The 24,852-nt window shown below is 68.9% G+C and carries 19 protein-coding genes; 13 read left to right on the top strand and 6 right to left on the bottom strand.

All coding sequences use genetic code 11. The features are described 5' to 3' along the window. The first annotated feature begins 6 nt into the window (after positions 1-6). Entirely contained in the window at positions 7-1,674 is a 1,668-nt protein-coding gene (ettA, locus tag AC1DP9_RS20030) for an energy-dependent translational throttle protein EttA (protein WP_441593380.1), read from the top strand. A 57-nt stretch (positions 1,675-1,731) separates the two neighbouring features. Here ettA and AC1DP9_RS20025 read toward each other — a convergent pair whose 3' ends face one another. Beyond that, positions 1,732-2,865 (bottom strand): metallophosphoesterase, encoded by a 1,134-nt coding sequence (locus AC1DP9_RS20025; protein ID WP_477108346.1) that lies wholly within the window; start codon positions 2,863-2,865, stop codon positions 1,732-1,734. Positions 2,866-3,153: 288 nt separating this feature from the next. Here AC1DP9_RS20025 and AC1DP9_RS20020 point away from each other — a divergent pair, with 288 nt between their 5' ends. From AC1DP9_RS20020 to AC1DP9_RS20005, 4 genes are all read left to right on the top strand, one after another. Then, positions 3,154-5,580, top strand: coding sequence for a carbohydrate-binding family V/XII (locus tag AC1DP9_RS20020; RefSeq protein ID WP_477108302.1), 2,427 nt, complete (start codon positions 3,154-3,156; stop codon positions 5,578-5,580). 171 nt (positions 5,581-5,751) lie between these two features. Next, positions 5,752-6,945, top strand: coding sequence for an efflux RND transporter periplasmic adaptor subunit (locus tag AC1DP9_RS20015; protein WP_092299143.1), 1,194 nt, complete (start codon positions 5,752-5,754; stop codon positions 6,943-6,945). Positions 6,946-6,958: 13 nt separating this feature from the next. Beyond that, positions 6,959-10,132: an efflux RND transporter permease subunit gene (locus tag AC1DP9_RS20010; RefSeq protein WP_477108301.1), complete on the top strand. Its 3,174-nt coding sequence runs from the start codon at positions 6,959-6,961 to the stop codon at positions 10,130-10,132. Next, positions 10,129-11,604, top strand: a complete 1,476-nt coding sequence (locus AC1DP9_RS20005; RefSeq protein WP_092299463.1) for an efflux transporter outer membrane subunit — start codon at positions 10,129-10,131, stop codon at positions 11,602-11,604. Before AC1DP9_RS20010 ends, AC1DP9_RS20005 begins: the two co-directional genes overlap by 4 nt. Positions 11,605-11,616: 12 nt before the next feature. On the opposite strand, the gene AC1DP9_RS20000 is transcribed toward AC1DP9_RS20005, so the two are convergent. The 3 genes from AC1DP9_RS20000 to AC1DP9_RS19990 form a co-directional block, all read right to left on the bottom strand. Next, entirely contained in the window at positions 11,617-12,984 is a 1,368-nt protein-coding gene (locus AC1DP9_RS20000) for an MATE family efflux transporter (protein WP_477108300.1), read from the bottom strand. Beyond that, positions 12,977-13,507, bottom strand: coding sequence for a winged helix-turn-helix transcriptional regulator (locus tag AC1DP9_RS19995; protein ID WP_477108299.1), 531 nt, complete (start codon positions 13,505-13,507; stop codon positions 12,977-12,979). The genes AC1DP9_RS20000 and AC1DP9_RS19995 overlap by 8 nt, the downstream gene beginning before the upstream one ends. 74 nt (positions 13,508-13,581) lie before the next feature. After that, complete coding sequence (locus AC1DP9_RS19990) at positions 13,582-14,502, bottom strand: LysR family transcriptional regulator (protein WP_477108298.1); 921 nt, start codon at positions 14,500-14,502, stop codon at positions 13,582-13,584. 120 nt (positions 14,503-14,622) lie between these two features. Here AC1DP9_RS19990 and AC1DP9_RS19985 point away from each other — a divergent pair, with 120 nt between their 5' ends. The 5 genes from AC1DP9_RS19985 (at position 14,623) to AC1DP9_RS19965 (ending at position 20,066) form a co-directional block, all read left to right on the top strand. Then, complete coding sequence (locus tag AC1DP9_RS19985; RefSeq protein ID WP_477108297.1) at positions 14,623-16,128, top strand: acyl-CoA synthetase; 1,506 nt, start codon at positions 14,623-14,625, stop codon at positions 16,126-16,128. Positions 16,129-16,179: 51 nt separating this feature from the next. Next, a complete protein-coding gene (locus AC1DP9_RS19980) occupies positions 16,180-17,160 on the top strand; it encodes a Bug family tripartite tricarboxylate transporter substrate binding protein (protein ID WP_092299125.1) in 981 nt (326 codons plus the stop codon). Positions 17,161-17,240: 80 nt separating this feature from the next. Next, a complete protein-coding gene (locus AC1DP9_RS19975) occupies positions 17,241-18,755 on the top strand; it encodes a chloride channel protein (protein ID WP_092299122.1) in 1,515 nt (504 codons plus the stop codon). A gap of 187 nt (positions 18,756-18,942) precedes the next feature. Next, complete coding sequence (locus tag AC1DP9_RS19970) at positions 18,943-19,215, top strand: hypothetical protein (RefSeq protein WP_092299119.1); 273 nt, start codon at positions 18,943-18,945, stop codon at positions 19,213-19,215. 98 nt (positions 19,216-19,313) lie between these two features. Continuing rightward, complete coding sequence (locus tag AC1DP9_RS19965; RefSeq protein WP_477108296.1) at positions 19,314-20,066, top strand: hypothetical protein; 753 nt, start codon at positions 19,314-19,316, stop codon at positions 20,064-20,066. 160 nt (positions 20,067-20,226) lie between these two features. On the opposite strand, the gene dapB is transcribed toward AC1DP9_RS19965, so the two are convergent. Together dapB and AC1DP9_RS19955 are read right to left on the bottom strand one after the other, a co-directional pair. Beyond that, complete coding sequence (dapB, locus tag AC1DP9_RS19960) at positions 20,227-21,036, bottom strand: 4-hydroxy-tetrahydrodipicolinate reductase (protein WP_441593373.1); 810 nt, start codon at positions 21,034-21,036, stop codon at positions 20,227-20,229. Between the two features lie 56 nt (positions 21,037-21,092). Beyond that, positions 21,093-21,542, bottom strand: a complete 450-nt coding sequence (locus AC1DP9_RS19955) for an Lrp/AsnC family transcriptional regulator (protein WP_092299110.1) — start codon at positions 21,540-21,542, stop codon at positions 21,093-21,095. 148 nt (positions 21,543-21,690) lie between these two features. Here AC1DP9_RS19955 and AC1DP9_RS19950 point away from each other — a divergent pair, with 148 nt between their 5' ends. The 3 genes from AC1DP9_RS19950 (at position 21,691) to AC1DP9_RS19940 (ending at position 24,848) form a co-directional block, all read left to right on the top strand. Continuing rightward, a complete protein-coding gene (locus AC1DP9_RS19950; RefSeq protein WP_477108295.1) occupies positions 21,691-22,902 on the top strand; it encodes a saccharopine dehydrogenase family protein in 1,212 nt (403 codons plus the stop codon). Then, on the top strand, positions 22,899-24,419 hold the full coding sequence (gene amaB / locus AC1DP9_RS19945) for an L-piperidine-6-carboxylate dehydrogenase (RefSeq protein WP_477108294.1): 1,521 nt from the start codon (positions 22,899-22,901) through the stop codon (positions 24,417-24,419). Before AC1DP9_RS19950 ends, amaB begins: the two co-directional genes overlap by 4 nt. A 198-nt stretch (positions 24,420-24,617) precedes the next feature. Further along, on the top strand, positions 24,618-24,848 hold the full coding sequence (locus AC1DP9_RS19940; RefSeq protein WP_477108345.1) for a hypothetical protein: 231 nt from the start codon (positions 24,618-24,620) through the stop codon (positions 24,846-24,848). Positions 24,849-24,852 lie beyond the last annotated feature (4 nt).

The following is a 24,852-nucleotide window of genomic DNA, read 5'->3' as shown; positions in this document are numbered from 1 at the left end:
ACCTCCATGGCACAGTACGTTTTCACCATGAATCGCGTGGGCAAGATCGTTCCGCCCAAGCGTCACATTCTCAAGGACATTTCGCTGTCCTTCTTCCCCGGCGCCAAGATTGGCGTGCTGGGCCTGAACGGCTCGGGCAAGTCCACGGTGCTGAAGATCATGGCTGGCCTGGACAAGGAGATCGAGGGCGAAGCCACGCCGATGCCGAACCTGAACATCGGCTACCTGCCGCAGGAACCGCAGCTCGATCCAGAGCAGACCGTGCGCGAGTCCGTGGAAGAGGCGCTCGGCGGCGTGTTCGAGGCGCGCAAGAAGCTCGACGAGATCTATGCGGCCTATGCCGAGCCGGACGCCGATTTCGACGCCCTGGCCGCCGATCAGGCGAAATACGAGGCCATCCTGGCCGCCAGCGACGGCAACAACGTCGACCTCCAGCTCGATATCGCCGCCGATGCGCTGCGCCTGCCGCCGTGGGAAGCCAAGGTCGGCCATCTGTCCGGTGGCGAGAAGCGCCGCGTGGCGCTGTGCCGCCTGCTGCTGTCGCGCCCGGACATGCTGCTGCTCGACGAACCGACCAACCACCTGGACGCCGAGTCCGTGGACTGGCTCGAACAGTTCCTCACGCGCTTCCCGGGCACCGTGGTGGCCGTGACCCACGATCGCTACTTCCTCGACAACGCCGCCGAATGGATCCTGGAGCTGGATCGCGGACACGGCATTCCGTGGAAGGGCAACTACAGCTCGTGGCTGGACCAGAAGGAGCAGCGCCTGAAGCAGGAAGAGTCGACCGAGTCGGCGCGCCAGAAGGCACTGAACAAGGAACTGGAGTGGGTGCGTCAGAACCCGAAGGGCCGGCAGGCCAAGTCGAAGGCGCGTCTGGCGCGGTTCGACGAACTGAACAGCCAGGAATACCAGAAGCGCAACGAAACCCAGGAGATTTTCATCCCCGTGGGCGAGCGCCTCGGCAACGAGGTCATCGAGTTCGACGGCGTGAGCAAGGGCTATGGCGACCGCCTGCTGATCGACAACCTGAGCTTCAAGGTGCCGCCGGGCGCGATCGTCGGCATCATCGGGCCGAACGGCGCCGGCAAGTCCACCTTCTTCCGCATGCTGACCGGCAAGGAGCAGCCGGATAGCGGCGAGATCAAGATCGGGCCGACCGTGAAGATGGCGTTCGTCGACCAGAGCCGCGACGCGCTGGATCCGAACAAGACCGTGTTCGAGGAAATCTCGGGCGGTTCGGACGTGCTGACCGTGGGCCGCTACGAAACGCCGTCGCGCGCCTACATCGGCCGCTTCAACTTCAAGGGCGGCGACCAGCAGAAGCATGTGGGCACGCTCTCCGGCGGCGAGCGCGGCCGGCTGCACATGGCCAAGACGCTGATCGCGGGCGGCAACGTGCTGCTGCTCGATGAACCGTCGAACGATCTCGACGTGGAAACGCTGCGCGCGCTGGAAGATGCGCTGCTGGAATTCGCGGGCTGCGTGATGGTGATCTCGCATGATCGCTGGTTCCTGGACCGCATCGCCACGCACATCCTGGCGTTCGAGGGCGATTCCCACGTGGAATTCTTCCCCGGCAACTACCAGGAATACGAGGCGGACAAGAAGCGCCGCCTCGGCGAGGAAGGCGCCAAGCCGAAGCGCATCCGCTACAAGCCGATCGTACGTTGATCGTGGGATTCCCCTCCCCCGCGCGGGGGAGGGGAATCCGCAGGCATCACCCCCGCATCACCCCCGCACCAGCCTCACCTTCGTGATCTCCGAAGGCGCCCCGAAGCGTTTCGGCGGCCCCCAGTAGCCCGTTCCGCGGCTCACATAGACCCACAGGTTTTCATGCCGGTTCAGCCCATGCACATAGGGCTGCTGCATCGGCACGAACAGGTTCCACGGCCAGAACTGCCCGCCATGGGTATGTCCGGACAATTGCAGCTGGAAGCCCGCCGCCGCCGCCGCCGGGGCGGTGCGTGGCTGGTGGGCCAGCAGGACCCGCACTGCCGCGTGCGCCGGCGCGCCGGCCAGCGCCTGCACCGGGTCGCTGCGATGGCTATCGATGAAGTGGCCTGCCGAATAGTCGGTCACGCCGCCCAGCACCAGCGCCGCGCCGTCGCGCTCCACCACCACATGCTCGTTCATCAGCACGCGCAGGCCCAATCGGCGTAGTTCAACGATCCACGCTTCGGCGCCCGAGTAGTACTCATGGTTGCCGGTCACGACGAAGGCCCCGTGTTTGGCCGATAGCCGGCCCAGCGGTGCGGTGTGGTCGGCCAGCTCGCGCACGGTGCCGTCCACGAGGTCGCCGGTCACGGCCACCGCATCGGCCTGCAACTGGTTCACGCGGTCCACGATGCGGTCCAGGTAGGGCTTCTTGATCGTCGGGCCGACGTGGATGTCGCTGATCTGGGCGATCGTGAAGCCGTGCAGCGCCTCGGGCAGGTTGGGAATCGGCACATCCACCTCGACCACCCGGGCCAGCCCGCGCGCATTGAAATAGCCGATCACGCTGACCAGCAGCGCCAGCCCCACCACGGCGGCCGCGCTGTCGGGCAGCAGGGCGGGCGGATGCCAGCCCACGGCCAGCGTCCCGAGCAGGAACAGGTCGCGCGCCACGGTCAGGATCAGCAGCGTTGAGAAAAATCCCATTGCCAGCATGCCGAGCCAGGAAACCCGGTCCGCCCAGGGCGGCGTCAGGCGCCGCGCCAGCAGCGCGGTGGGCAGCAGCAGGGCCGAGATGACGAGCCAGAGCGCGCCCAGGCAGGCCACGGCCATCGGCACGGGCAGGTCCGGCAACAGCCGCACGCCGATATAGCCATGCAGCAGCGCCGTGATGGAGGCGGCAAAGAGAATCGAACGGCGGGGCGGCAGGGCGCTCATCGGATGGCCTTAGGCATCGTAGTTATCCGAGGAAGGTGAGGCTGGCATAACGCGGCTTCAAGGGCAGGGTGCCAGATTCAGGGGATTCTCAAGCGAAGCAAGATGCACACCTGGCCTCAGGCCGGGCGGCCCAAACCGTACCCAGTGCTGCGGTGATCTGCGCGGATTCAACGTACGAAATGAATGTTTTCGACAGGGATTGTCCCGCCTCAGCGCCTCCATTAGATTCCTCTCAGCAGCCCCCTTGTGCCGGATGCTGCGCAATTCGACGGAGTCGCCATGTCGTTCCGCTTCATGCGTGGGTTGTCCTGCCGGGCGATGGTCGCCCTGGCCTTGCTGGGCGCCACCGCGCCAATCCTGGCTGCACAGCCGCCGGCGCGCTCGCCGCTCACGCCACTCACGTGGCCGCGCAACTTTGATACCGCCGGCGACCACATCGAGCTCTATCAGCCAGAAATCGAGAAATGGGATGGCACCCGCATGTCGGGCCGCGCCGCCGTGGCGGTGGGCCCGCGCGACGGCACGCCGACCTACGGCGTGGTGCATTTCTCCGCGACGGCCGACATCGACAAGCCCTCGGCGCTGGTCCAGCTCTCCCAGATCGAGATCGAAAGCGTGGAAGTCCCCACGCGCCCCGACGCGGCCGACACGGTGCGCCAGGCGGTCATCGCGCGGCTGCCGGCCAAGGGGCTGACGGTGCCGCTGGATCAACTGCAGGCCAGCTACGCGGTGTCCCAGCAACTGGGCCGCGCGGTGCGCGTGTCGGTGAAGAACGACGTGCCGCAGATCCTGTTCGCCACCACGCCGACCTTGCTGGTGCATGTCGATGGTGAACCCGCGTGGCGCGCCGTGGGCGGCACGTCGCTGGAGCGGGCGATCAACAGCCGCGCCCTGCTGTTGCGCGAAGCGGGCGGGGAGCTTTGGCTCAACGCCGCCGGTTACTGGTACAAGTCCGAGTCGGCGGGCGGCGCGTGGGCCGTGGTGCCGTCGCCGCCGGCGGCCCTGCTCGGCGCGGCCAGCAAGATCCAGGCAAACAAGGCCGAGCCGAAGCCCGATCCGATGTTGCCGGCCAGCGGCAAGCCGCCCGCGCAGGCGCCGGCCGTGCTGCTGGCCACGCAGCCGGCCGAACTGATCGTCACCAGCGGCGAGCCGAAGATGACCCCGGTGGGCGGCACCAGCCTGCTCACGGTGTCCAACGCCGATCACGCGGTCTTCGTCGATCCATCCACCAACCAGTCTTACGTGCTGCTCTCGGGCCGCTGGTTCCGCGCGCCAATGCTGACCGGGCCGTGGACGCACGTGGCTGGCAATCAGCTACCGGCCGACTTCGCCAAGATCTCCCCGCAGGATCCCAAGGCCAACGTGCTGGTCTCGGTGCCGGGCACGCCGCAGGCGCGCGAGGCCGAGATCGCCGCCACGATTCCGCAGACGGCATCGGTGGCGCGGGCCAAGGCCACGGTGGCCGTGGTCTATGACGGCACGCCGAAGTTCGTGCCGATCACCGGCACCTCGCTGCAATACGCGGTGAACACGGGCACGCCGGTGATCGAGGTGGATAGCAACCATTACTACGCCGTGGCCAACGGCGTCTGGTTCACGGCGAGCGTGCCGGGCGGACCGTGGCATGTGGCCACCGAGGTGCCGTCCGCCATCTACACCATCCCGCCGAGTTCGCCGATCTACTACGTCACCTACGTGCGGATCTACTCGGTCACGCCTGAGGCGGTGGTGGTCGGCTACACCCCCGGCTACATGGGCGTGGTGGTCAACCCCGACGGCACCGTGGTCTACGGCACCGGCTATGTCTATCCGCCCTATGTGGGCGCCTACTACTACGGTTACCCCGCCACCTACGGCTATGGCGCCGGGTTTGCCGTGGGCGTGACCGAGGGCTTCGCGTTCGGCTTCGCGGCCGGCGCCATCTGGGGCGCGGCGTCGCCGTACTGGGGCCCGTACTGGTGGGGCGGCGGCTACGGCTGGAACTACGTCAACGTGAATCAGGCGAATTTCTATGGCCGATGGGGCCAGGGCACGGTCACGCACGCCCAGGGCTGGAACGCGTGGACCGGCACCCAGTGGCGCGGCACGGCGGGGTCCGGCTACAACCCGGCCACCGGCGCGCGCTACCAGGGCAGCCGGGGCGCCGCATTCAATCCGTATTCGGGCGACTACGCCGCCGGGCGGCAGGGTTCGTTCTCGAATCCATCCACCGGGCGCGAAGGCGCCGGGCGCGGCGGCGTGGTCGGCAACGAGTACACGGGCAACTACGCGGGCGGCCGGCAGGTGGCGGGCTACAACGCGCAAACCGGCCGGGCTGGCGCCGCCGAGTTCGGCGTGGCCGGCAACACCCAGACCGGCGACCACACCGCCGGCAGCCGCGGTGTGGTGGTCAATCCGAACAAGAACAATGCCGTGGCGTGGAACAACGGCAACGTCTACGCCGGCCACGACGGCAACGTCTACCAGCGCACCGACGATGGCTGGCAGCAGCACACCCCCAACGGCTGGCAGCCGGTGCAGCCAAACAGCGACGTGCAGAACCGGCTCGACCAGCAGCGGCAGGCGCGCGATGTCGGCCAGCAACGCTTCGGCAATTCCGCGCAGCAGTGGCAGGGCCGCGGGGGCGGCTTCCAGGGCGGGGGCGGGCGCTTCGGTGGCGGCGGATTCGGCGGCGGAGGCGGTCGCTTCCACGGCTTCCGGCGCTGATCGCGCGCAGTCTCGAACCCGCCTGTCCGCAGAGACTGCATCGAACGATTTTGTTGAAGGCGGCGACGAAAAGATTGAATGGTGGCGCCGCCGACACCGCTTTAACCTGCCCACACGAACGTTGTGCGGCACGCCGCCGCGCAGCGAGACCCAACCGCAGCGGAGCGGCACATGAAACTGGTTTTCCCCATCGTCCTGGCCGTTGCCGCGCTCGGCCTGGGTGCCTGCAAGAAATCCGAACCCCCGCCGGCAGCCCAGCAGGCCGTGCCGGTGCAGGTGGTCAAGACGGCGGCGCAGGACCTGCCCGTGACCTTCGATTTCGTCGGCCAGACCGAGAGCGACCAGGCCGTCGATATCCGCGCCCGCGTGGCCGGCTTCCTGATCAAGCGCAACTACACCGAAGGCGCGGTGGTCAAGGAAAACCAGCTGCTGTTCGAGATCGACCACAAGCCGTTCCAGGTCCAGCTGGACGCCGCCCGGGCGCAACTGGCCCAGCAGAAGGCCCGGTTCGAGGTGGCCCGCGCCAACCTCGCCCGTGTGAAGCCGCTGGCGGCGCGCAACGCGCTCTCGCAGAAGGATCTCGACGACGCCAACGGCAACTTCCACGAGGCCGCCGCCGGCGTGGAGCAGGCCCAGGCCGAGGTGAAGACCCAGGAACTGAACCTGTCCTACACCTACGTGCGCTCGCCCGTGGATGGCGTGTCCAGCTTCGCCGTGCTGCCGGTGGGTGCCTATGTCAGCACGTCCAACAGCCTGCTGACCACGGTCTCCACGCTCCAGCCGATGCGGATCAACTTCAGCATCTCCGAGCCCCAGACGCTCGAGTTCCGCGCCCAGCGCGAGGCGAAGTCGCTGGTGGTGCCGCACGACGATCAATACACGGTGACCGTGATCATGGCCGATGGCAGCGAGTACCCACAAAAGGGCCGCATCACCTTCGCCGATGCCACGTACAACCAGAACACCGGCACCTACCTCGTGCGCGCGCTGATGCCGAACCCGGGCGGCCAGCTGCGGCCCGGCCAGTTCGTGCGCGTGCTGGTCAGTGGCGCGAGCCGGCCCGGCGCCATCGTCGTGCCGCAGCGCGCGGTCATGCATGGCCCCAAGGGCGATCTGGTCTACGTGGTGGACAAGGACAACAAGGCCCAGCCGCGTCCGGTGATGGTGGGCGAGCTGTCCGGCTCGATGTGGCGCATCGCCAAGGGGCTCGAGCCGAACGAGACCGTGGTGGTGGACGGCGCCGGCAAGCTCGCGGCCGGCGCACCGGTGCGCGTGACCGGCGAGGCCCCGCCGGCGGCGGTCGGCGAGGGCAGCCGCCCCGTCAGTGCCCCGGCCAGTGCCCCCCCGGCCCCGGCCAAGACCTGAACCGGAGCGCCCCATGATTTCCGCCTTCTGCGTCAAGCGGCCGATCTTCGCGGTGGTGATGTCGATGATCATCGTCATCGGCGGCGGCGTGGCGATGTTCGCGCTGCCGATCGCCCAGTACCCGGACATCACCCCGCCCCAGGTCACGGTCAGCGCCACCTATGCGGGCGCCGACTCGGACACCGTCGCCCAGACCGTGGCCGCGCCCATCGAGACCCAGGTGAACGGCGCGGACAACATGATCTACATGCAGTCCACGTCATCGCCCACCGGTTCGATGACGCTCAACGTCTACTTCGACATCGGCACCGACCCGGACACCGCCCAGGTGCAGGTGCAGAACCGGGTGAACCTGGCGCTGCCGCAGCTGCCCGAGGCGGTGCAGAAGACCGGCATCAACGTGGAGAAGCGCTCCACCAGCTTCCTGCTGCTGATCGGGATCTATTCGCCGGATGGCCGCTTCGACCAGCAGTACATCAACAACTACGCGAACCTGTACGTGCTGGACGCCATCAAGCGCGTCAACGGCGCCAACCAGGCGCAGATCATGGGCTCGGCGGACCTCGCCATGCGCATCTGGCTGCGGCCGGACCGCATGGCGGCGCTCGGCATCACCAGCAAGGACGTGCAGAACGCGGTGCAGAGCCAGAACGAGCAGTTCGGCGCCGGCAGCGTCGGCCAGTCGCCGAACGCCAACCCGGTGGAGCTGTCGTTCCCGCTGGTGACACCGGGCCGGCTGACCACGCCCGAGCAGTTCGAGAACATCATCCTGCGTGCCGATGCCACGGGCGCCGCCATCGTGCGGCTGCGGGACGTGGGCCGCGCCGAGATCGGCCAGCAGCAGTACATGCTGCGCTCGGCCCTGAACGGCAAGCCGGCGACGATCATCGCGGTCTACCAGCAGCCCGGCTCCAACGCGCTCCAGGTGGCCAACGACGTGCGCAAGACGCTCGACGAGATGGCCAAGACCTTCCCGGCCGGCGTGGCGTACAAGGTCTCGCTGGACACCACCGAGTTCGTCAGCGCCTCCATCGAGGAAGTGGTCCATACGCTGGTCGAGGCCGTGATCCTGGTCGTGCTGGTGGTCTTCATCTTCCTGCAGAACATCCGGGCGACGGTGATCCCGGTGCTGGCCGTGTTCGTGTCGATCATCGGCACCTTTGCCGGCCTGCTGGCGCTGGGCTTCTCGATCAACCTGCTGACACTGTTCGCGCTGGTGCTGGCGATCGGCATCGTGGTGGACGACGCCATCGTGGTGGTAGAGAACGTCGAGCGGAACATGGCCGAGTTCAAGCTCTCCCCGCGCGAGGCCACCCTGCGGGCGATGGAGGAGGTCACCGGGCCGGTCATCGCCATCGTGCTGGTGCTCTCGGCGGTGTTCATCCCGGTGGCCTTCGTCTCGGGCACGACCGGCCAGCTCTACCGGCAGTTCGCGCTGACCATCGTCATCTCGGTGGTCATCTCGGGCTTCTGCGCGCTCACGCTCTCGCCGGCGCTGGCGGCGCTGATCCTGAAGCCGGGGCACCACACGCCGTGGCGCGGCTTCGTCTGGTTCAACGAGCGGTTCGACCGCCTGGTGCACCACTACGGCAGCTGGGTGCGCACGGTGATGCGGCGCGCGGTGGTCGCGCTGGCGATCTTCGGGGCGATGCTGCTGGCCACGTGGCAGCTGTTCGCGCACATCCCCACGGCCTTCGTGCCGTCCGAGGACCAGGGCTACATCCTCGTGGCGGTGATCATGCCGGACTCCGCCAGCCTGGACCGCAGCGAGAAGGTCACCTCGCAGGTGGCCGAAATGTTCCGCAAGCACCCGGCCGTGGAGGATGCCTCCGCGCTGACCGGCTACAGCTTCATCGACAGCCAGTACAAGACCAACGCCGGCACGGTGTTCGTCGGCATGAAGAGCTTCAAGGATCGCGGTTCCGCCGATCTGGGCGTGCCGGCGATGCTGGCCGAGATGACGCCCAAGCTGCGCGCGATTCCCGAGGCGGTGATCATTCCGGTCAATCCGCCGTCGATTCCCGGGCTGGGCTCGCAGGGCGGCTTCGAGTTCTGGATCCAGAACCGGGGCACCGGCAACACGGCCGAGCTGGAAGGCGTGACGCGCCGCTTCATCCAGGCAGCGGCCGCGCACAAGGAACTGGGCCGGTTGACCAGCACGATCCAGTCGGCGTCGCGCCAGATGCGGGTGGAGGTGGACAAGGAAAAGGCCGAGACCATGGGCGTGCCGATTGCCGATGTCTACGGCACGCTGCAGACGCAATTCGGCTCGCTCTACGTCAGCCAGTTCACGCAGTACAGCCGCGTGTGGCAGGTGATCCTGCAGGCCGAGCCGCAGTACCGGGCCACGCCGACGAATCTCGAATACCTGTACGTGCGCGGGCGGGACGGCAAGATGGCGCCAGTCTCCGGGCTGCTGAAGACCTACTACTCCAGCGGGCCGGACCTGCTCTCGCGCTTCAACAACTTCCCGGCGGCCAAGATCACCGGCGATGCCGCGCCCGGCCACAGTTCGGGCCAGGCGCTGGCGGCCATGGAGGCGGTGGCGCGGGAGGTGCTGCCCGCCGGCTACAGCTTCGCCTGGAGCGGCGAGGCCTTCGAGCAGAAGAAATCCGGCAATACCACCACCATCGTCTTCGTGTTCGGCATCGTCATGGTGTTCCTGATCCTGGCGGCACAGTACGAGTCGTGGTCCTTGCCGCTGTCGATCCTGACCGCCGTGCCGTTCGGCATCTTCGGCGCCCTGATGGCGATCCTGTTGCGGGGCTTGTCGAACGACGTGTACTTCCAGATCGGCATGGTGACGCTGATCGGGCTGGCGGCGAAGAACGCCATCCTGATCGTGGAATTCGCGGTGATGAAGCACAAGGAAGGGCTCTCCCACGCCGATGCCGCCGTGGAGGCCGCCAAGCTGCGGCTGCGGCCGATCGTGATGACCTCGCTCGCCTTTATCCTCGGCGCGGTGCCGCTGTTCATCGCTTCGGGGGCGGGGTCGAATTCGCGGCATTCCATCGGCACCGGCATCATCGGCGGGATGATCGCGGCCACTTCGCTCGCGCTGCTGTTCGTGCCGCTGTTCTCGTGGCTGGTGGGCACGGCCGCCGACAAGTGGGCGGCGCGCCGCCCGCGCAAGGCCGCGGCGCCATCCACTTCGCATCCTTCACCGAGCGCCGGGGAGCCATCATGAATGCCGTACTGCGTAGCACTGCGATGTCGGCCGCCTGTCTGGCGATCCTGGGCGGCTGCGCCATCGGCCCGGACTACGCGCGGCCGGAGGCGGCCGAGCCGCCCAACTACCGGATCGACAGCGGCGTGCTGACCGTGGCCGCCGACAGCGACTGGTGGAACAGCTTCAACGACCCGGTGCTGACCGCGATGGTCGAGGCGGCGCTGCGCAGCAACTACGACGCGCGCATCGCGGCGGCCCGCATCGACGAATTCCGGGGCCAGCTGATGGTGGCGCGCTCGGGCTTCTATCCGCAGCTGAACGCCACCGCCTCGGCGGCGCGGCAGAAAAGCGGCTCGTTCAACGGCACGCCGTTCGCAGCGCTGGGCGGCCCGCGCAACAGCTACGAGGCGCTGCTGAACGCCAGCTGGGAGATCGACCTCTGGGGCCGCATCCGCCGACAGGCCGAGTCGGCCGAAGCCAGCCTGTGGAATGCCGAATACACCCGGCGCGGCGTGGTGCTGGCGCTGGCGGCCTCGGTGGTGCAGGGCTACGCCACGCTGCGCGGGCTCGATGCGCAGCTCGAGGTGGCGCGCGCCACGCTCGACGCACGCGGCCGCGCACTCGACATCTTCCAGCAACGCTATCAGGGCGGCGTGATCTCGCAGGTGGAGTTGTCCCAGGCCGAGAACGACTTCTATTCGACCGAGGCGACCATCCCGCCGCTGCGCACGTCGATCGCCCAGACCGAGAACGCGTTGTCCGTGCTGCTGGGCCGCGAGCCGGGGCCGGTGGAGCGCGGCAAGCCGGTGAACGAGCTGACGGCGCCGGCCATCGGCGCCGACCTGCCTGCCGCGCTGCTGGCGCGCCGGCCGGACGTCCTGCAGGCCGAGCAAACCGCCGTGGCCGCCAACGCACAGGTGGGCGCCGCGCTGGCGCTGTTCCTGCCGTCGGTCAATTTGTCGGGGTTTTTCGGCGCGCTGGCCACCTCGCCGGCGGGCCTGTGGCAGAGCGCCTCGCAGATCTGGGGCTTTGGCGCCAACCTCGCCCAGCCGGTGTTTCAGGGCGGGGCGATCCGGGGGCAGGTGAATACGGCCGAAGCGGTGCGCGACCAGGCCATGCTCGGCTATCAGTTCAGCGTGCTTAATGCGCTGGCCGATGTGAACAACCAGCTGTCCAACGGCATCGAGACCCGTAACCGGCTCGGCAGCCTGCGCCGGCAGGAGCAGAGCCTGCTGATCTACGCGGACCAGTCCAGCGCGCGCTACGAGGGCGGCTATTCCAGCTATCTCGAAGTGACGGACGCCCAGGAGAAGCTGTTCACGGTGCAGTTGGCGGCGATCCAGGGGCAGGTCGATGTCCTGACCGGCACCGCCTCGCTGTACAAGGCGCTTGGTGGCGGCTGGCCGGCCATCCCGAGCGACGTGCGGGACGCCGGCCTGACCGGCGACGCCCGCGCCACTGTGCCGCCTCCGCCTCCTCCCGCTAAATAGAAGTCCCTTCCCTCAGCGCGGCGACCACTCGCCGCGCCGCACGCCCAGCGCCGTCACCAGCCCGTAGGCCGTGATGCCCAGCGCCACGCCGAGGAAATGGCCGTCGATGCCCATCCCCGCCACATTGGCGAGCAGCCAGCCGCCACCGGCCGCCAGCGCGATGCGGCACAGCCCGGCGGCGATGGGGCCGCGCATCCGCCCGGCGCCCAGCGAGGCGAAGTAGAGCGCCATGCCCAGCCCGAAGCCGCCGAAGGCCGGCCCCACCCAGGACAGCGCCCGCGCGGCAATCTCGCGGACTTCGACATCGTCGGTGAACAGCGACGCGAACGACATCGGCGCCAGTCCCACGGCAGCGCCCACGGCCCCCGCGATGACCAGCGCGATCAGTGCGCCCACCCACGCCGTGCGGCGCGCGGTATGCCAGTCCCCGGCGCCTACGGCACGGCCGACCAGCGCGGTCAGCGCCGAGCCCACGCCGAACGCGAGCGGAATCATCAGGAATTCCAGGCGCGCCGAAATGCCATACGCGGCCACCACCGAGGTGCCGTAGTGGCGCAGCTGCGCGGTGACGAGGATGGTCGTCAGGTTGGCCACCGAGGCCAGCGCGCACGCCACCAGCCCGACCGACAGGATGCGATGGAACAGCGCGCCCGAGGGCCGCACGCGCAGCGTCGGCACAAAGCCAGCGCCCCCGCGCATCACCACCCAGGCCATGGCGAGCGAGGCCGCCCAGGACACCGCCGCCAGCGCCGCGCCGATGCCGGCGAGACCCATGCCCATACGCTCGGCGAAATACCACGACAGCACCGGGAACACGATCCACATTACGCACAGCACGCGCGCGGCCAGCGCGTGGCGCCCGCCGCCGCGCAGCACCGAGGCCAGCGTGTTGGTCAGCCACGCGGGAATCGCCCCCACGCCGAACAGCCAGATCGCGTAGGTCGCGGCGGCCTCGGCGGCGGTGGGGCCGGCCACGGCGCCGAGCACGGCGTGCGGGAAGCCGGCCAGCGCCACGGCGAAGACCAGCCCTGCCACCACGGCGATGATCACCGCGTGCATGACCAGCGACGAGGCGTCCTCGCGCTTGCCGGCCCCGAGCGCGCGGGCGATGGCGGACACCACGCCGCCGCCCATCGCGCCGGCGGACATCTGCTGGAGCAGCAGTGCGAACGGCAGTACCACGGCCCAGCCGGCCAGCGAGGCGGTGCCCTGGCGCGCGGCCAGCCAGGTTTCGATCAACTGCGCGCCCGCCTGGAGGAAGGCCACCAGGCTGGTCGGCGCGGCGAGCACGGCGATGCGGCGGGCGAGTTCGGAGGCGGGAACGGGGTCGGCAGGGGCCTGGGCGCTCGCGCCGAGGGTGAGGGCATCGGGCTTATTCATGGTCGATGGCCTCGCTGCCTGCGCCGGCTTCGATCTGGTCGTCCGCGTCGCCGAAGCGCGCGCGGATGTAGCGGCCCGCGCCGGGGCCGGGCCGCACGCGCAGGTCGTCCGCGGTGATCGTGCTGCCATCGGGCCGGGTCAGGCCGCCGGCGACGATCTCGCCGCCGTCGCGCTTGTCCTCGAAGATCGTCGGCGGCCCTTTCTCATCGGCCAGCCAGCGCTCCGCCCACTGCTTGAGCGACACGTACACGGGGAAGAAGTCGCGGCCCATCTGGGTCAGCGTATAGATATGGCGCGCGCCGCCGCCCGGCGCCGGTGACTTCTCCAGCAGGCCATGGCTGACCAGCGTCTTGAGCCGCGCGCTGAGAATGTTCGGCGCAATGCCGAGGTGCCGTTCGAACTCGTCGAAGCGCGTGCTGCCGTAGTAGGCCTCGCGCATCAGCAGGATCGCCCAGCGCTCGCCGAGCATCGCCATCGAGCGCGCCACGGGGCAGGGCATGTTGGAAAAATCGGTGGGGGCCATGTCTCCTCTTTTACTTTTGATCTGCAAGTTGAGGAGAGAATAGCTTGCAAATTGAAAGTTTGCCAGCCCGTTTTCTAGGATGTGCTGAAGACGTCGAGCCCGGCCACCGCCTCCCGCAGGAACGAAATCAGCGCCCGCGTGGCCATCGACGGATGCGGATTCGGCGTGGTGATGATGTAGAGCCGATTGCCCAGTCCTTCGGGCTTCCAGTCTGGCAGCACCGGCACCAGTGAGCCGCGCCGCACATCCTCCCAGCCGGCGTAGACCGGCAGCAGGCTGATGCCATGGCCCTCGCGCACGGCCCGGATCAGGAAAGGAAAGTGTTCCGACTGCAGGTAGGGGGTGATCTCGACGCTACATCGTTCCGGCCCATTGCAGCTATCGCGGCCCAAGGTCAATGAGAATCGTCTGGTTGTGTAGGGCGGACAGAGAAATCGGCATGCGGCGAGATCGGCCGGCTCCCGCACGGGCGGCACCTGGGCGAGGTAGCCCGGCGAGGCGCACAACTGCCAGCGGATGGCGCAGACCTCGCGCGCCACAGTGTCCAGCGGCGGTTCGGACGTGACGCGCAGTGCCACGTCGATCTCGGCGGCAATCAGGTCTGTCACGCGGTTGGCGAAGAACACACGCAGCGAGATGCCCGGGTGCCGCTCGGCAAACTGCAGCAGCAGCGGGGCGATAAAGGCGTCGCCGAGCCCGGTGGGTACGCTGACCCGCACATGGCCGCGCAGGGTCTTGCCCAGGCTGTCGATCTCGGCCTGCGCCGCCGCCACTTCCTGCAGGATGCGCAGGCCATGCTCGTAAAGGGACTGCCCCGAGTCCGTCATCTCCAACCGCCGCGTGGTCCGCCGCAGCAGTTGCGTGCCGGCCTGATCCTCGAGCTGCCCGAGCTGCCGGCTGATCTGCGAGCGCGTGACGCCGCGCCGCCGGCCCGCCTCGGCGAGGTTGCCGGCTTCCACGATGTCGACGAAGGCCTGAATCAGGTTGAGGTCCATGCGAGGTGTCTGAAAGATTGTAAAGTCTGGCGCAACATTGTGATTCCGAACTACCGGATTGTCGATCTCAGCGGTGGGCTTTACGATGGACCGCTTGTCGAATGTTGAGATGGAGACCGCATGCCCGCAGACCTTTGGTTCGAATCGCTGCACCGACCCGGCACGGAGGTACTGGCACGCGGCACGCACCTCGCGGGCGGCTTGCGACGGCTGGGTTTGCAGGAGGGCGACGTGGTGGCCGTGCTGCTGCGCAACGACCCGGTCTTCGCCGATGTGATCTTTGCGTGTCGTACCGCCGGCACCTATTACTGCCCGATCAACTGGCACTTCACGGCCGAGGAAGTGCGCTTCCTGCTCGAAGACAGCGGCGCGCGCGTGCTGATCGCCCATGCGGACCTGCTGCCTGCCCTCAACGCGGTGATCCCCGCCGGGGTGGCCGTGCTGGCGGTGGGTGGCACGCATCCCGGCACCTCCGCTGACGCCATCGAATACGAACCCTGGCTTGCCAGCCAGACCCCGTACGACGGCCCGCGTGTGGCCCCGCGCGGCCATCTGGCCTACACCTCCGGCACCACCGGCCGCCCCAAGGGCGTGTTGCGCGAAGCCGTGCCGCTGGACCAACTCGACGACCAGCTCACCCGCATGCGCTCGGTGGTGGCCAAGGCCATCGGCGTGGTGCCCGGCTGCCGCGCGCTGATGTCCGCGCCGCTCTATCACAGCGCGCCGGGCGTGTTCATCCAGAACGCCCTGCAGATGGCCAAGCGGCTGGTGCTGACGCCGCGCTTCGACGCCGAGCAGGTGTTGGCGCTGGTGGAGGAACACCGCATCGACGTGCTCTACCTCGTGCCGATCATGTACGTGCGGCTGCTGAAGCTGCCGGCCGAGGTGCGCGCGCGCTACGACCTGTCGTCGATCCGCTTCGTGGCGTCCACCGGCTCGCCGTGCTCGCCCGAGGTCAAGCGGGCGATGATCGAATGGTTCGGGCCGGTGATCCACGAGACCTATGCGTCGAGCGAGGCCGGCATGATTACCGTCGCCACGCCCGAGGACGCCGCGCAGCGGCCCGGCACGGCGGGCCGGCCTGTCGATGCCGCCAGCGTGCGCATCCTCGACGAAGCCGGCCAGCCGTGCGCGCCCGGCGAAACCGGCCTGGTCTACGTGCGCCAGCCGGCCTACCCGGACTTCACCTACCTGAACAACGACGCCGCGCGCCGGGCCATCGACCGAGAAGGCCGGGTCACGCTGGGCGACCTCGGCTACCTCGATGCCGATGGCTACCTGTTCATCTGCGACCGCGCGTCGGACATGGTCATCTCGGGCGGCGTGAACATCTACCCGGCCGAGATCGAGCATGAACTGGTGCGCTATCCGGGCGTGGCCGACTGCGTGGTGTTCGGCGTGCCGGACGACGAATACGGCGAGCGGCTCCACGGCGTGATCGAGCCGATGCCGGGCGCGGAGATCGTGCCGGCGGCCGTGATCGACTGGCTCAAGGCGCGGCTGTCGGGCTTCAAGGTGCCCCGGACGATCGAGATCACCGCGCGCCTGCCGCGCGACGAGACCGGCAAGCTGGCCAAGCGCCGGCTGCGCGACCAGCACTGGGCGGGGCGCCAGCGGCGGGTCTGAACCCCGGCCCGGCGCACCCGCCCTCTATATAAATACAAACAGGAGACAACCATGCATCGCACATTCGCCCAACTGGCGGCGGGGGCGTTCGGCCTTGCGCTGGCCATCGGCCACGCACCGGCCACCTTCGCGGCCTGGCCCGAGCGGCCGGTCAAGCTGGTGGTGCCCTACACCCCGGGCGGCTCCACGGACCAGTTCGGCCGGGCGCTGGCCGAAGGCATGGCGCGCGACCTGAAGCAGCCCGTGGTGGTGGAGAACCGCCCCGGCGCCAACACCATGGTCGGCACGCAAAGCGTGGCGCGCGCGCAGCCGGACGGCTACACCATGCTGATGGGGACCAGCGCGAGCATGGTGCTCAATCCCATGCTGTACAAGAAGACCGGCTATGACCCGAAGGACTTCAAGGTCATCGCCATCGGCATCGAGGTGCCGCTGGTAGTCGTCACAAACACGCAGGTGCCGGCGGCCAATATCCGGGACTTCGCGGCCTATGCCAAGGCGGCTGGCGGCAAGCTCAACTACTCGTCCGTGGGGCTCGGCAACCCGCTGCAACTGGCCACCGAGATGCTGAAGTCCGAGCTGGGCATCGACATGACCCACGTGCCCTACAACGGCAGCGCGCCGGCGCTGTCGGCGCTGCTGGCCAATGACACCCAGTTGATGGTCGATGTGGTCAGCACCTCGCTGCCCCATATCAAGGCTGGCAAGCTCAAGGCGCTGGCCGTGACCAGCAACGCGCGACTGGACGTGCTGCCCAACGTGCCGACGGTGGCCGAAAGCGGCTATCCGGGCTTCCACGCCGCCACGTGGTTCGGGCTCGCCGTGCCGGCGCAGACCCCGCCCGAGGCCGTGGCCCGGCTCCAGGCCGCCGCCGCGCGCGTGCTGGTCGATCCGCAGTTCCGCAGCACCTTCGGCGCCTTGGGGCTGGTCGTGCAGGCGCCGCGCACGCAGGCCGAGATCGACCGCTACGTGGCCGCCGACCGCGACAACTGGGGCAAGGTCATCCGGGCCAACCACATCAGCCTGGACTGAGCCGACGGGGCGACCGGGGCAGCTTGGGGGAGGGTGGGGGCGTATAGTACGGGGACGTTTCGATCCTCACCGCCCCCGCCATGACCGATTCCGCCGAGCCGCCAGATCCGTCCGCTTCGTCCGATTCGCCTGCATCGCCGCCTTCGTCCGCTTCGCCTCCCTCGTCAGATTCCCCGACGTCCCCCCCGTCCGCCGATTCCCGCGCCGCCGCCGAGACCGGCCGCCTGCGCGCGCTGCACCTGCAGGCCCGCCACGCGGCCCGGCGCAAGACCCGCCAGGTCAGCCGCATCTCGCGCACGTCGCTGCGCTACGGCGTGTTTATGTGCGGCGCCGGCTGCGTCGCGCTGTTCTCCATCGTCTTCGCCTATATCGCCGAACTGGCGTTGCGCTGGAACGCGCAGGTGACCACGGCCACGCCGTGGCTGGCGTTCGTGCTGCTGCCGTTCGGGCTGGCCGCGCTGCGCTGGCTGACCATCCGCCTCGCCCCGCAGGCGCGCGGCAGCGGCATTCCGCAGGTAATTGCCGCCGTCACGCTGCCGCCCGATGGGGTGGCGCAGGGCGTGCTGGTGTCGTTCCGCCAGTCGATGTGGAAGGTGCTGCTGACCACTGGCGCGCTGATGGCCGGCGCCTCGGTGGGCCGCGAAGGCCCATCGGTGCAGGTGGGCGCGGCGGCGATGCTGGCCTGGGGCCGCTGGTGCCAGGACAAGTTCCGCTTCCGGATCGGCTTTCATCCCAATGCGCTGATCGCCGCCGGCGCGGCGGGCGGGCTGGCCGCCGCGTTCAATACGCCGCTGGCCGGTGTGGTGTTCGCCATCGAGGAACTCGGACGCGGTACCGCCGTGCGCTGGGACCGCCTGGTGCTGTCCGGCGTGCTGACGGCCGGGTTCCTGTCGCTGGCCGTGCTCGGCAACAACCCGTATTTCAACGTGAAGGTGCCGATGCTGGTGCTCCACGACGCCTGGGGCCCGGTGCTGCTCTGCGCCGTGGTCAACGGCGTGTTCGGCGGGCTGTTCGCCAAGGTGTTGATTGCGGGCGTGCCGGGGCTCACGCCGTCGCGCTGGCGCGCGTGGGTGGTCGACCATCCCATCTGGGTGGCATTCGGCTGCGGGCTGGTGGTGGCGGCGCTGGGCTGGGCCACGGCCGGCGCCACTTTCGGCACTGGCTACGAGCAGGCGTCGGCACTCATCAATGGTGAGTCCCACCACACGTTGTGGTTCGGGCTGGCCAAGCTGGGGGCCACGGTGGTGTCGTACTTCGCCGGCATTCCGGGCGGGATCTTCACGCCGGCGCTGGCCATCGGGGCGGGCATCGGGGAGACCGTGTCGCACTTCCTCTCGGGCATGACCGAGCCGCGCGTGCTGGCGCTGGTGTCGATGGCCGCCTTCCTGGCCGCCGCCACGCAGGCGCCGATCACCGCCAGCGTGATCGTCATGGAGATGACGCGGACGCAGGACCTGACGCTGTTCCTGCTGGCGTCGTCGCTGCTGGCGTCGTTCCTGTCGCGCCAGTTCAACCCGCATCCGTTCTATCACCACATGGGTCATGCGTTCCGGCGCGAGGCGATGGCCATCGGCCGCAAGGCCGCCCCGGGCTGACCTCCTGGCGGGCGCGTTTCCGCGGGGGTGTCTCAGTTTCGCATCGCCCCCCTTGGCCGTTGTGGCGTGGGGGCTGGCGATGGCATACCATGTGCCGCGCGCGGACCGGCAGCAGCAGACTTCCCGGCCGCGCTGTGTACCGGCGGCACACCGCGATGCGTCGGGAATCTTCTGAGGGGGAGCTGGAATGGGATCGCAACGACCGGCCGGCACGCGCCCGGCCACCAAGCCGACGACATCGACCGCCACGCATCGTCCGATCGTGCAGGATCTGGGCGCCGACACGGCGATCTGGCACACGCGCGGGCTGCAAACCAATTCCCGCATGCGCACGCCGCTGGTCCAGCGCACGCCGTCGACGCAACTGCCGCCGAGCATCGTGCCGCGCCTCATGCTCTGGGCCGTGGTCATCGGCATCGCCCTGGTCGGCTGCCATTACCTGAAACAAGTGCTCTACTAAGTGCGCTATTAAGCGCTCTTGCGCGCCGTGGTAAGGTCGCGGCTGGAACCCCTGCCACGGGGTGGGCTCCAATGCGGAGCCGATTTCAGGAGTCAGTTTTGAGAGTTTCCCTCGCCGGGCTGGCCGCCGCCGCCCTGCTGGCGGCCACGGCCGCCCATGCCGCACCGAAGGCCGCCGCGTCGCAGCCTGCCGCCACCCCCGCCGCCCCCGCCGCTCCGTCCACATCCACCACGCCGTCCGCCAATGACTTGCTGGCGCCGATGCTCCACGTGCTGGAGATCGGCAATCCGCTGCCCACACTGCCCGATTGCGCCGACCATCGCACCCCCGATGGCCGCGACGTGACCGCGTTCTGCGTGGAATTGCGCGGCGACGGCGTGATGCGCCAGGTGGGCGTGCCGCGCGACAAGCGTCCCGCGTTCATGGATGGTGCGCGCCTGGTGGCGTTCGTCGATGGCAACGCGCTGGTCGGCGTAATCGTGCCGACCGACGGCATCCGCTCGCAGGACGCCGCAGTCCAGTCGCTGACCGCGCGCTATGGCAAGCCGTTCCGGCAGGAACAGGAAGACATGAAGGACAAGGCCGGCAAGCCCGTGAAGGCGATCCACGCCGGCTGGATGCGGCGCCCGCTCACCGTGGAGCTGTACGCGATTCCCGAGAATCCGAACGAGGGCACCATCGAGCTGATGCTGCCGCAGGCGCGTGCGTTGATGGCGAACCGCGATGCCGAGGTGGACAAGGCGCTCGCTCCGCCGGCTTCGGCGCCGGCTGCGAAGAAATCGGACAAGTCAGAGAAGGCCGACAAGTCGAAGAAGGAACCGGCCAAGCCGGTGAACCCGGGTTCTTGGTGATTGGGGTGTAGTCGGGTAGCGGGCGCTCGCCCTCTCCCCCGACCCCTCTCCCAAAGGGACAGGGGAGGAACACCGCCGGTTTGCTCCCCTCGCCCGCTTGCGGGAGAGGGGCCGGGGGAGAGGGGCGGCGCATCCAATTCGCGCCGGCCTTCCCCGGTGCCTACAGCCCTTCCATCACCTTATCCAGCCCCCGCACCAGCCCGCGCAGGCCGCGCACCTTGCGGATGGCCAGCAGCGCGCCGGACACATACGGCTTCGAGCCATCGCCCGCCTCGTGCTTGAGGTGCAGGCGCTGGCCGTCCGCACCGAAGATCACTTCGACCCCCAACTGGTACCCGGGCAGCCGCACCGCATGGACCTGCGAGCCGGACATCGTCGCGCCGCGCGTTTCCTTCGGCCCGTTGACCTGATCCACCGGCACCACCTGCGTGGCGGCCTTGATCTCGCCGAGCCGGAAGGCCAGTTCGCGCACCGTGCCGGACGGCACATCGACCTTGCCCGCCTTGGCGTAGTCGATGATTTCCCAGTGGTCGAGGTGGCGCGCCGCCATCTCGGCGAACTTCTGCAACAGCACCACCGTGATCGCGAAATTGCCGCAGGCGAGCACGCCACGGTCGGCCTGCCGCGCGGCGGCGTCGATCTCGGCGTAGTCGTCGTCGGTCAGCCCGGACGTGCCCACCACCACGTGCGCGCCATGCGCCAGCGCCTGCAGGATGTTGTGCTTGGCGATGTTCGGCTTGGTGTATTCGACGTAGACGTCGTAGGGCGTGGCGCCCAGCGCCTCGATGCTGGCGGCGGCCACGCCGGGGGTGTCCGCATGGCCGGTCACCTGCGCCAGCGGCTGCCCGGCGGCGCCGCGCGAGAGGCCGGCTACCAGCGTCATGTCCGGCGCGTGCGCCACGCCGCGCGCCAGTTCGCCGCCGGCCCAGCCGGTGACGCCGCCCACGGCAACGCGAATCCGATCGCTCATCGTCATCTCCTTAATGTTGGCCAAAGCGCCTGACCAAAGCGCCCAAGCATAGCGCGCTATCCGGCCGCGCGTCGGCGGTCGATCTTGCGCGCCAGCACGATCGACGTGGTGGTGTGATTCACCCCATCGAGCATGCCGATCTCGTCTAGCAGTTTGTCGAGGCGGGCGTGGGTATCGCAGCGGATCACGGCCATGTAGTCCACCGGGCCGCTGACCGAGTTCAGCTCCTCGATCTCGGGGAAGCGTTGCAGCGCCCGGACGACCGTGGGCGCGGCCTTCGGCTGCACGGACAGGCCGCAGAAGGCCAGGATCGCGTTGTCCTCCATCCGCCCGCCCAGCCGCACGCCAAAGCCGGCGATCACGCCGGACTTTTCGAGCCGGGCAATGCGCGCCACCACTGTGGTCCGGGCGATGCCCAGCACGCGGGCGAGATTGGCTGCGCTCTCGCGCGCGTTGCCCTGCAGCAGGGACAGCAGGTGCCGGTCGGTCTGGTCGAGGTCTGCCATGGTGTTCGCTCGGGGTGACGTTTCGTCAGGATGGATCGTCGATACGTCCGATTATGGGGCGTTTTCGTCGATCTTGCAGCTACAAAACGTGCGCGCCGCTGCCCATACTTCCCTCACGGATTCACGCATTCTTGACGGGGGAGCCATCATGCAACCATCCAACCTCGGTCCCGGCGCAGCACGGGACCTGACCCAGTCGCCCCGGCCGCTGTCGGTCGTCGTGCTCGGCGCCGGCAAGATCGGCCGTGTGATCGCGACGATGCTCGCCGACACCGGCGACTACCGCGTCTGTCTGGTCGACCATGACCCGCACCGGCTGGACGGCCTGCCGCGCCAGATCGCCGTGCGCGCCGGGGACCCGACCGAGCCCGGCACTTGCGCCGCCTTGCTGGCTGGCGCCGATGCCGTGCTCAACGCGCTGCCGTTCCACGCGGCCATCCACGTGGCCACCGTGGCCGCGCGGCTCGGCGTGCATTACTTCGATCTGACCGAGGATGTGGCGGCCACCCACGCCATCCGCCAACTGGCCCAAGGCGCGCGCTCGGTGCTGATGCCGCAGTGCGGCCTGGCGCCGGGATTTATCGGCGTGGTGGGCAACGATCTGGCGCGGCGCTTCCTGCGGGACGGCGGCGACCTGCTCGACCTGCGCATGCGCGTGGGTGCGCTGCCGCGCTACCCGAGCAACGCGCTCAAGTACAACCTCACCTGGAGCACGGAAGGGCTGATCAACGAGTACTGCAACCCGTGCGAGGCCATTGTCGATGGCCGCCGCGTGGAACTGCCGGCGCTGGAGGGCCAGGAGTCCTTCGCGCTGGACGGCATCGAGTACGAAGCCTTTAATACCTCAGGGGGCCTGGGCACGCTGCCGGATACCCTGGCGGGCCGCGCGCGCCATGTCGATTACAAGTCGATCCGCTACCCGGGGCACTGCGCCCAGATGAAGCTGCTGCTGAACGACCTGCGGCTGCGCGAGCGCCGGAGCTGGCTGCGCGAGATCTTCGAGCACGCCATTCCGGTGACCGAACAGGATGTGGTGATCGTGTTCGCGAGCGCCACGGGGCATCCCGGCGCCAAAGCCGGGCAGGGTGGCCATGGCGGACAGGGTGGGCGGGGGCCGCTGACGCAGGCGTCCTTCTCGGCGCGGATCGGCGGGATGGAGGATTTTGGCGGCATCGGGCACGTCAACGCCATCCAGCTCACCACGGCGGCTGGCATCTGCACGGCGCTGGACCTCGTGGCGACGGGCGTGCTGCCCCAGTCCGGCTTCGTGCCGCAGGAAGCCATGCCGCTCGATCGCTTCCTGGCCAACCGGTTTGGCCAGCATTACAGCCACCACCCGCTACAGGAGACGCTCGCATGAAAGCGCAGGACATAGCCGCATGCTGGCAGGCCATGGGCCTGCGCCAGCCTTGGGACGATTCGCATGGCGCGGGCGAGGCCCTTGCGCTGCGCTCGCCCGTCGATGGGGAAATCTTCGGCCACCTGCCGGCCTGCCCCGTGGCCGACGCCGATGCCCGCATCGCCCGCGCGCACGCGGCGCAGACCACCTGGGCGCTGACCCCGGCCCCGGCGCGTGGCGAGGTGGTGCGGCGCTTCGGCGAGGCGCTGCGCATGCACAAGGCCGCGCTGGGGCGGCTGGTGGCGCTGGAGTCCGGCAAGATCCTCCAGGAAGGACTCGGCGAAGTGCAGGAGATGATCGATATCTGCGACTTTGCCGTCGGACTCTCACGCCAGCTTCACGGGCTGACGATTGCCTCGGAGCGCCCCGCGCACGCGATGCGCGAGACCTGGCATCCGTTCGGGCTGTGCGGGGTGATTTCGGCGTTCAACTTCCCGGTGGCGGTGTGGGCGTGGAACGCGGCGCTGGCGCTGGTCTGCGGCAACGGCGTGGTCTGGAAGCCGTCGGAGAAGACGCCGCTGTGCGCGCTGGCCGCGCAGGCGCTGCTCGATCGGGTATTCGATGAGGCGGCGCCCCAGCACGCCGGCCTCTGCGTGGTGCTGCCGGGCGGGCGCACGCTCGGCGCGCAGCTCGTGCAGCATCCGGCCGTGCGGCTGATCAGCGCCACCGGCTCCACGCGCATGGGCCGCGAGGTGGGCATGGCCTGCGCCGGGCGGTTCAAGCGCACCATCCTCGAACTGGGCGGCAACAACGCGGCCATCGTCGCGCCATCGGCCAACCTGGAACTGACCATCCGCGCGATAACCTTTTCGGCAGCCGGCACCGCCGGCCAGCGTTGCACCACGCTGCGGCGCGCCTTTGTCCACGTCGACCTGATCGAGACCGTGACCAACCGGCTGCGCCAGGTCTACGCGCGGCTGCCGGTGGGCGATCCGCTGCAGGCGGGCACGCTGGTCGGCCCGCTGATCGACATGGCCGCCGGCGACACCATGGCCAACGCGCTGGCCGCCTGCCGCGCGCAGGGCAACGTCGTGCATGGCGGCGAACGGCTGCTGGCGGACCGCTATCCGCACGCCTGCTACGTGCGGCCCGCACTGGTGCTGACCGACACCCAGCACGACACCATGCTGACGGAGACCTTCGCGCCCATCCTCTACCTGATGCCGTACACCTCGCTCGACGAGGCCATCGCGCTGAACAACGCGGCGTCGCACGGGCTGTCGTCGTGCCTCTTCACCGAGTCCCTGCGCGAGGCGGAACTGTTCGTCTCGGCGGCGGGCAGCGACTGCGGCATCGCCAACGTGAACATCGGCACCAGCGGCGCCGAGATCGGCGGCGCCTTCGGCGGGGAGAAGGCCACCGGCGGCGGGCGCGAGTCCGGCTCCGATGCGTGGAAGGGCTACATGCGCCGGGCGACCAATACCATCAACTACGGCGATGCATTGCCGCTGGCACAGGGCATTCGCTTCGATCTGTAATCGCTCCCGTGCCGATCGCGTCCATCGCTGTTCGCCGATTTACGTGCAGGAAGATGTTGCGACTCGTAACACGGGTTACAGCAAGTTGACGCTGTATTACCAGACCGCCCCGTATAACGTTTATGAGGGTAGGCGCTGCCGCAGGCAATGCCTGGCACTCTCAAGGACGATGCGATGGGAACGACAAGAACGATTGTGATGGGTCTGGCCGCCACAGGCGCGGCGCTGCTGGGTGGCTGCGCGGTGTATCCCACGCCGTATGGCCCGGCCATCGAGCCAGCCCCGGTGGCCGTGGCGCCAGCGCCGGTCTATGTGGGCCCGCCCGCCGTGGTGGTGCGCCCCGCGCCGTACTACTACGGCGGATACGGCGGTGGCTACCATCGCGGCTACTACGGCGGCGGCCGACGCTACTATCGCGGCGGCTGGTAAGCCG

Source organism: Cupriavidus sp. 01L43 (genome assembly GCF_056399925.1).
This window is presented reverse-complemented; position numbering and strand designations above follow the sequence as displayed.

What these genes read in the sequence shown, in the direction of transcription:
- ettA (WP_441593380.1), top strand. Translation starts at nt 7, where the DNA reads ATGGCACAGTACGTTTTCACCATGAATCGCGTGGGCAAGATCGTTCCG.
- AC1DP9_RS20020 (WP_477108302.1), top strand. Translation starts at nt 3,154, where the DNA reads ATGTCGTTCCGCTTCATGCGTGGGTTGTCCTGCCGGGCGATGGTCGCC.
- AC1DP9_RS20015 (WP_092299143.1), top strand. Translation starts at nt 5,752, where the DNA reads ATGAAACTGGTTTTCCCCATCGTCCTGGCCGTTGCCGCGCTCGGCCTG.
- AC1DP9_RS20010 (WP_477108301.1), top strand. Translation starts at nt 6,959, where the DNA reads ATGATTTCCGCCTTCTGCGTCAAGCGGCCGATCTTCGCGGTGGTGATG.
- AC1DP9_RS20005 (WP_092299463.1), top strand. Translation starts at nt 10,129, where the DNA reads ATGAATGCCGTACTGCGTAGCACTGCGATGTCGGCCGCCTGTCTGGCG.
- AC1DP9_RS20000 (WP_477108300.1), bottom strand. Translation starts at nt 12,984, where the DNA reads ATGAATAAGCCCGATGCCCTCACCCTCGGCGCGAGCGCCCAGGCCCCT.
- AC1DP9_RS19995 (WP_477108299.1), bottom strand. Translation starts at nt 13,507, where the DNA reads ATGGCCCCCACCGATTTTTCCAACATGCCCTGCCCCGTGGCGCGCTCG.
- AC1DP9_RS19990 (WP_477108298.1), bottom strand. Translation starts at nt 14,502, where the DNA reads ATGGACCTCAACCTGATTCAGGCCTTCGTCGACATCGTGGAAGCCGGC.
- AC1DP9_RS19985 (WP_477108297.1), top strand. Translation starts at nt 14,623, where the DNA reads ATGCCCGCAGACCTTTGGTTCGAATCGCTGCACCGACCCGGCACGGAG.
- AC1DP9_RS19980 (WP_092299125.1), top strand. Translation starts at nt 16,180, where the DNA reads ATGCATCGCACATTCGCCCAACTGGCGGCGGGGGCGTTCGGCCTTGCG.
- AC1DP9_RS19975 (WP_092299122.1), top strand. Translation starts at nt 17,241, where the DNA reads ATGACCGATTCCGCCGAGCCGCCAGATCCGTCCGCTTCGTCCGATTCG.
- AC1DP9_RS19970 (WP_092299119.1), top strand. Translation starts at nt 18,943, where the DNA reads ATGGGATCGCAACGACCGGCCGGCACGCGCCCGGCCACCAAGCCGACG.
- dapB (WP_441593373.1), bottom strand. Translation starts at nt 21,036, where the DNA reads ATGAGCGATCGGATTCGCGTTGCCGTGGGCGGCGTCACCGGCTGGGCC.
- AC1DP9_RS19955 (WP_092299110.1), bottom strand. Translation starts at nt 21,542, where the DNA reads ATGGCAGACCTCGACCAGACCGACCGGCACCTGCTGTCCCTGCTGCAG.
- AC1DP9_RS19950 (WP_477108295.1), top strand. Translation starts at nt 21,691, where the DNA reads ATGCAACCATCCAACCTCGGTCCCGGCGCAGCACGGGACCTGACCCAG.
- amaB (WP_477108294.1), top strand. Translation starts at nt 22,899, where the DNA reads ATGAAAGCGCAGGACATAGCCGCATGCTGGCAGGCCATGGGCCTGCGC.
- AC1DP9_RS19940 (WP_477108345.1), top strand. Translation starts at nt 24,618, where the DNA reads ATGGGTCTGGCCGCCACAGGCGCGGCGCTGCTGGGTGGCTGCGCGGTG.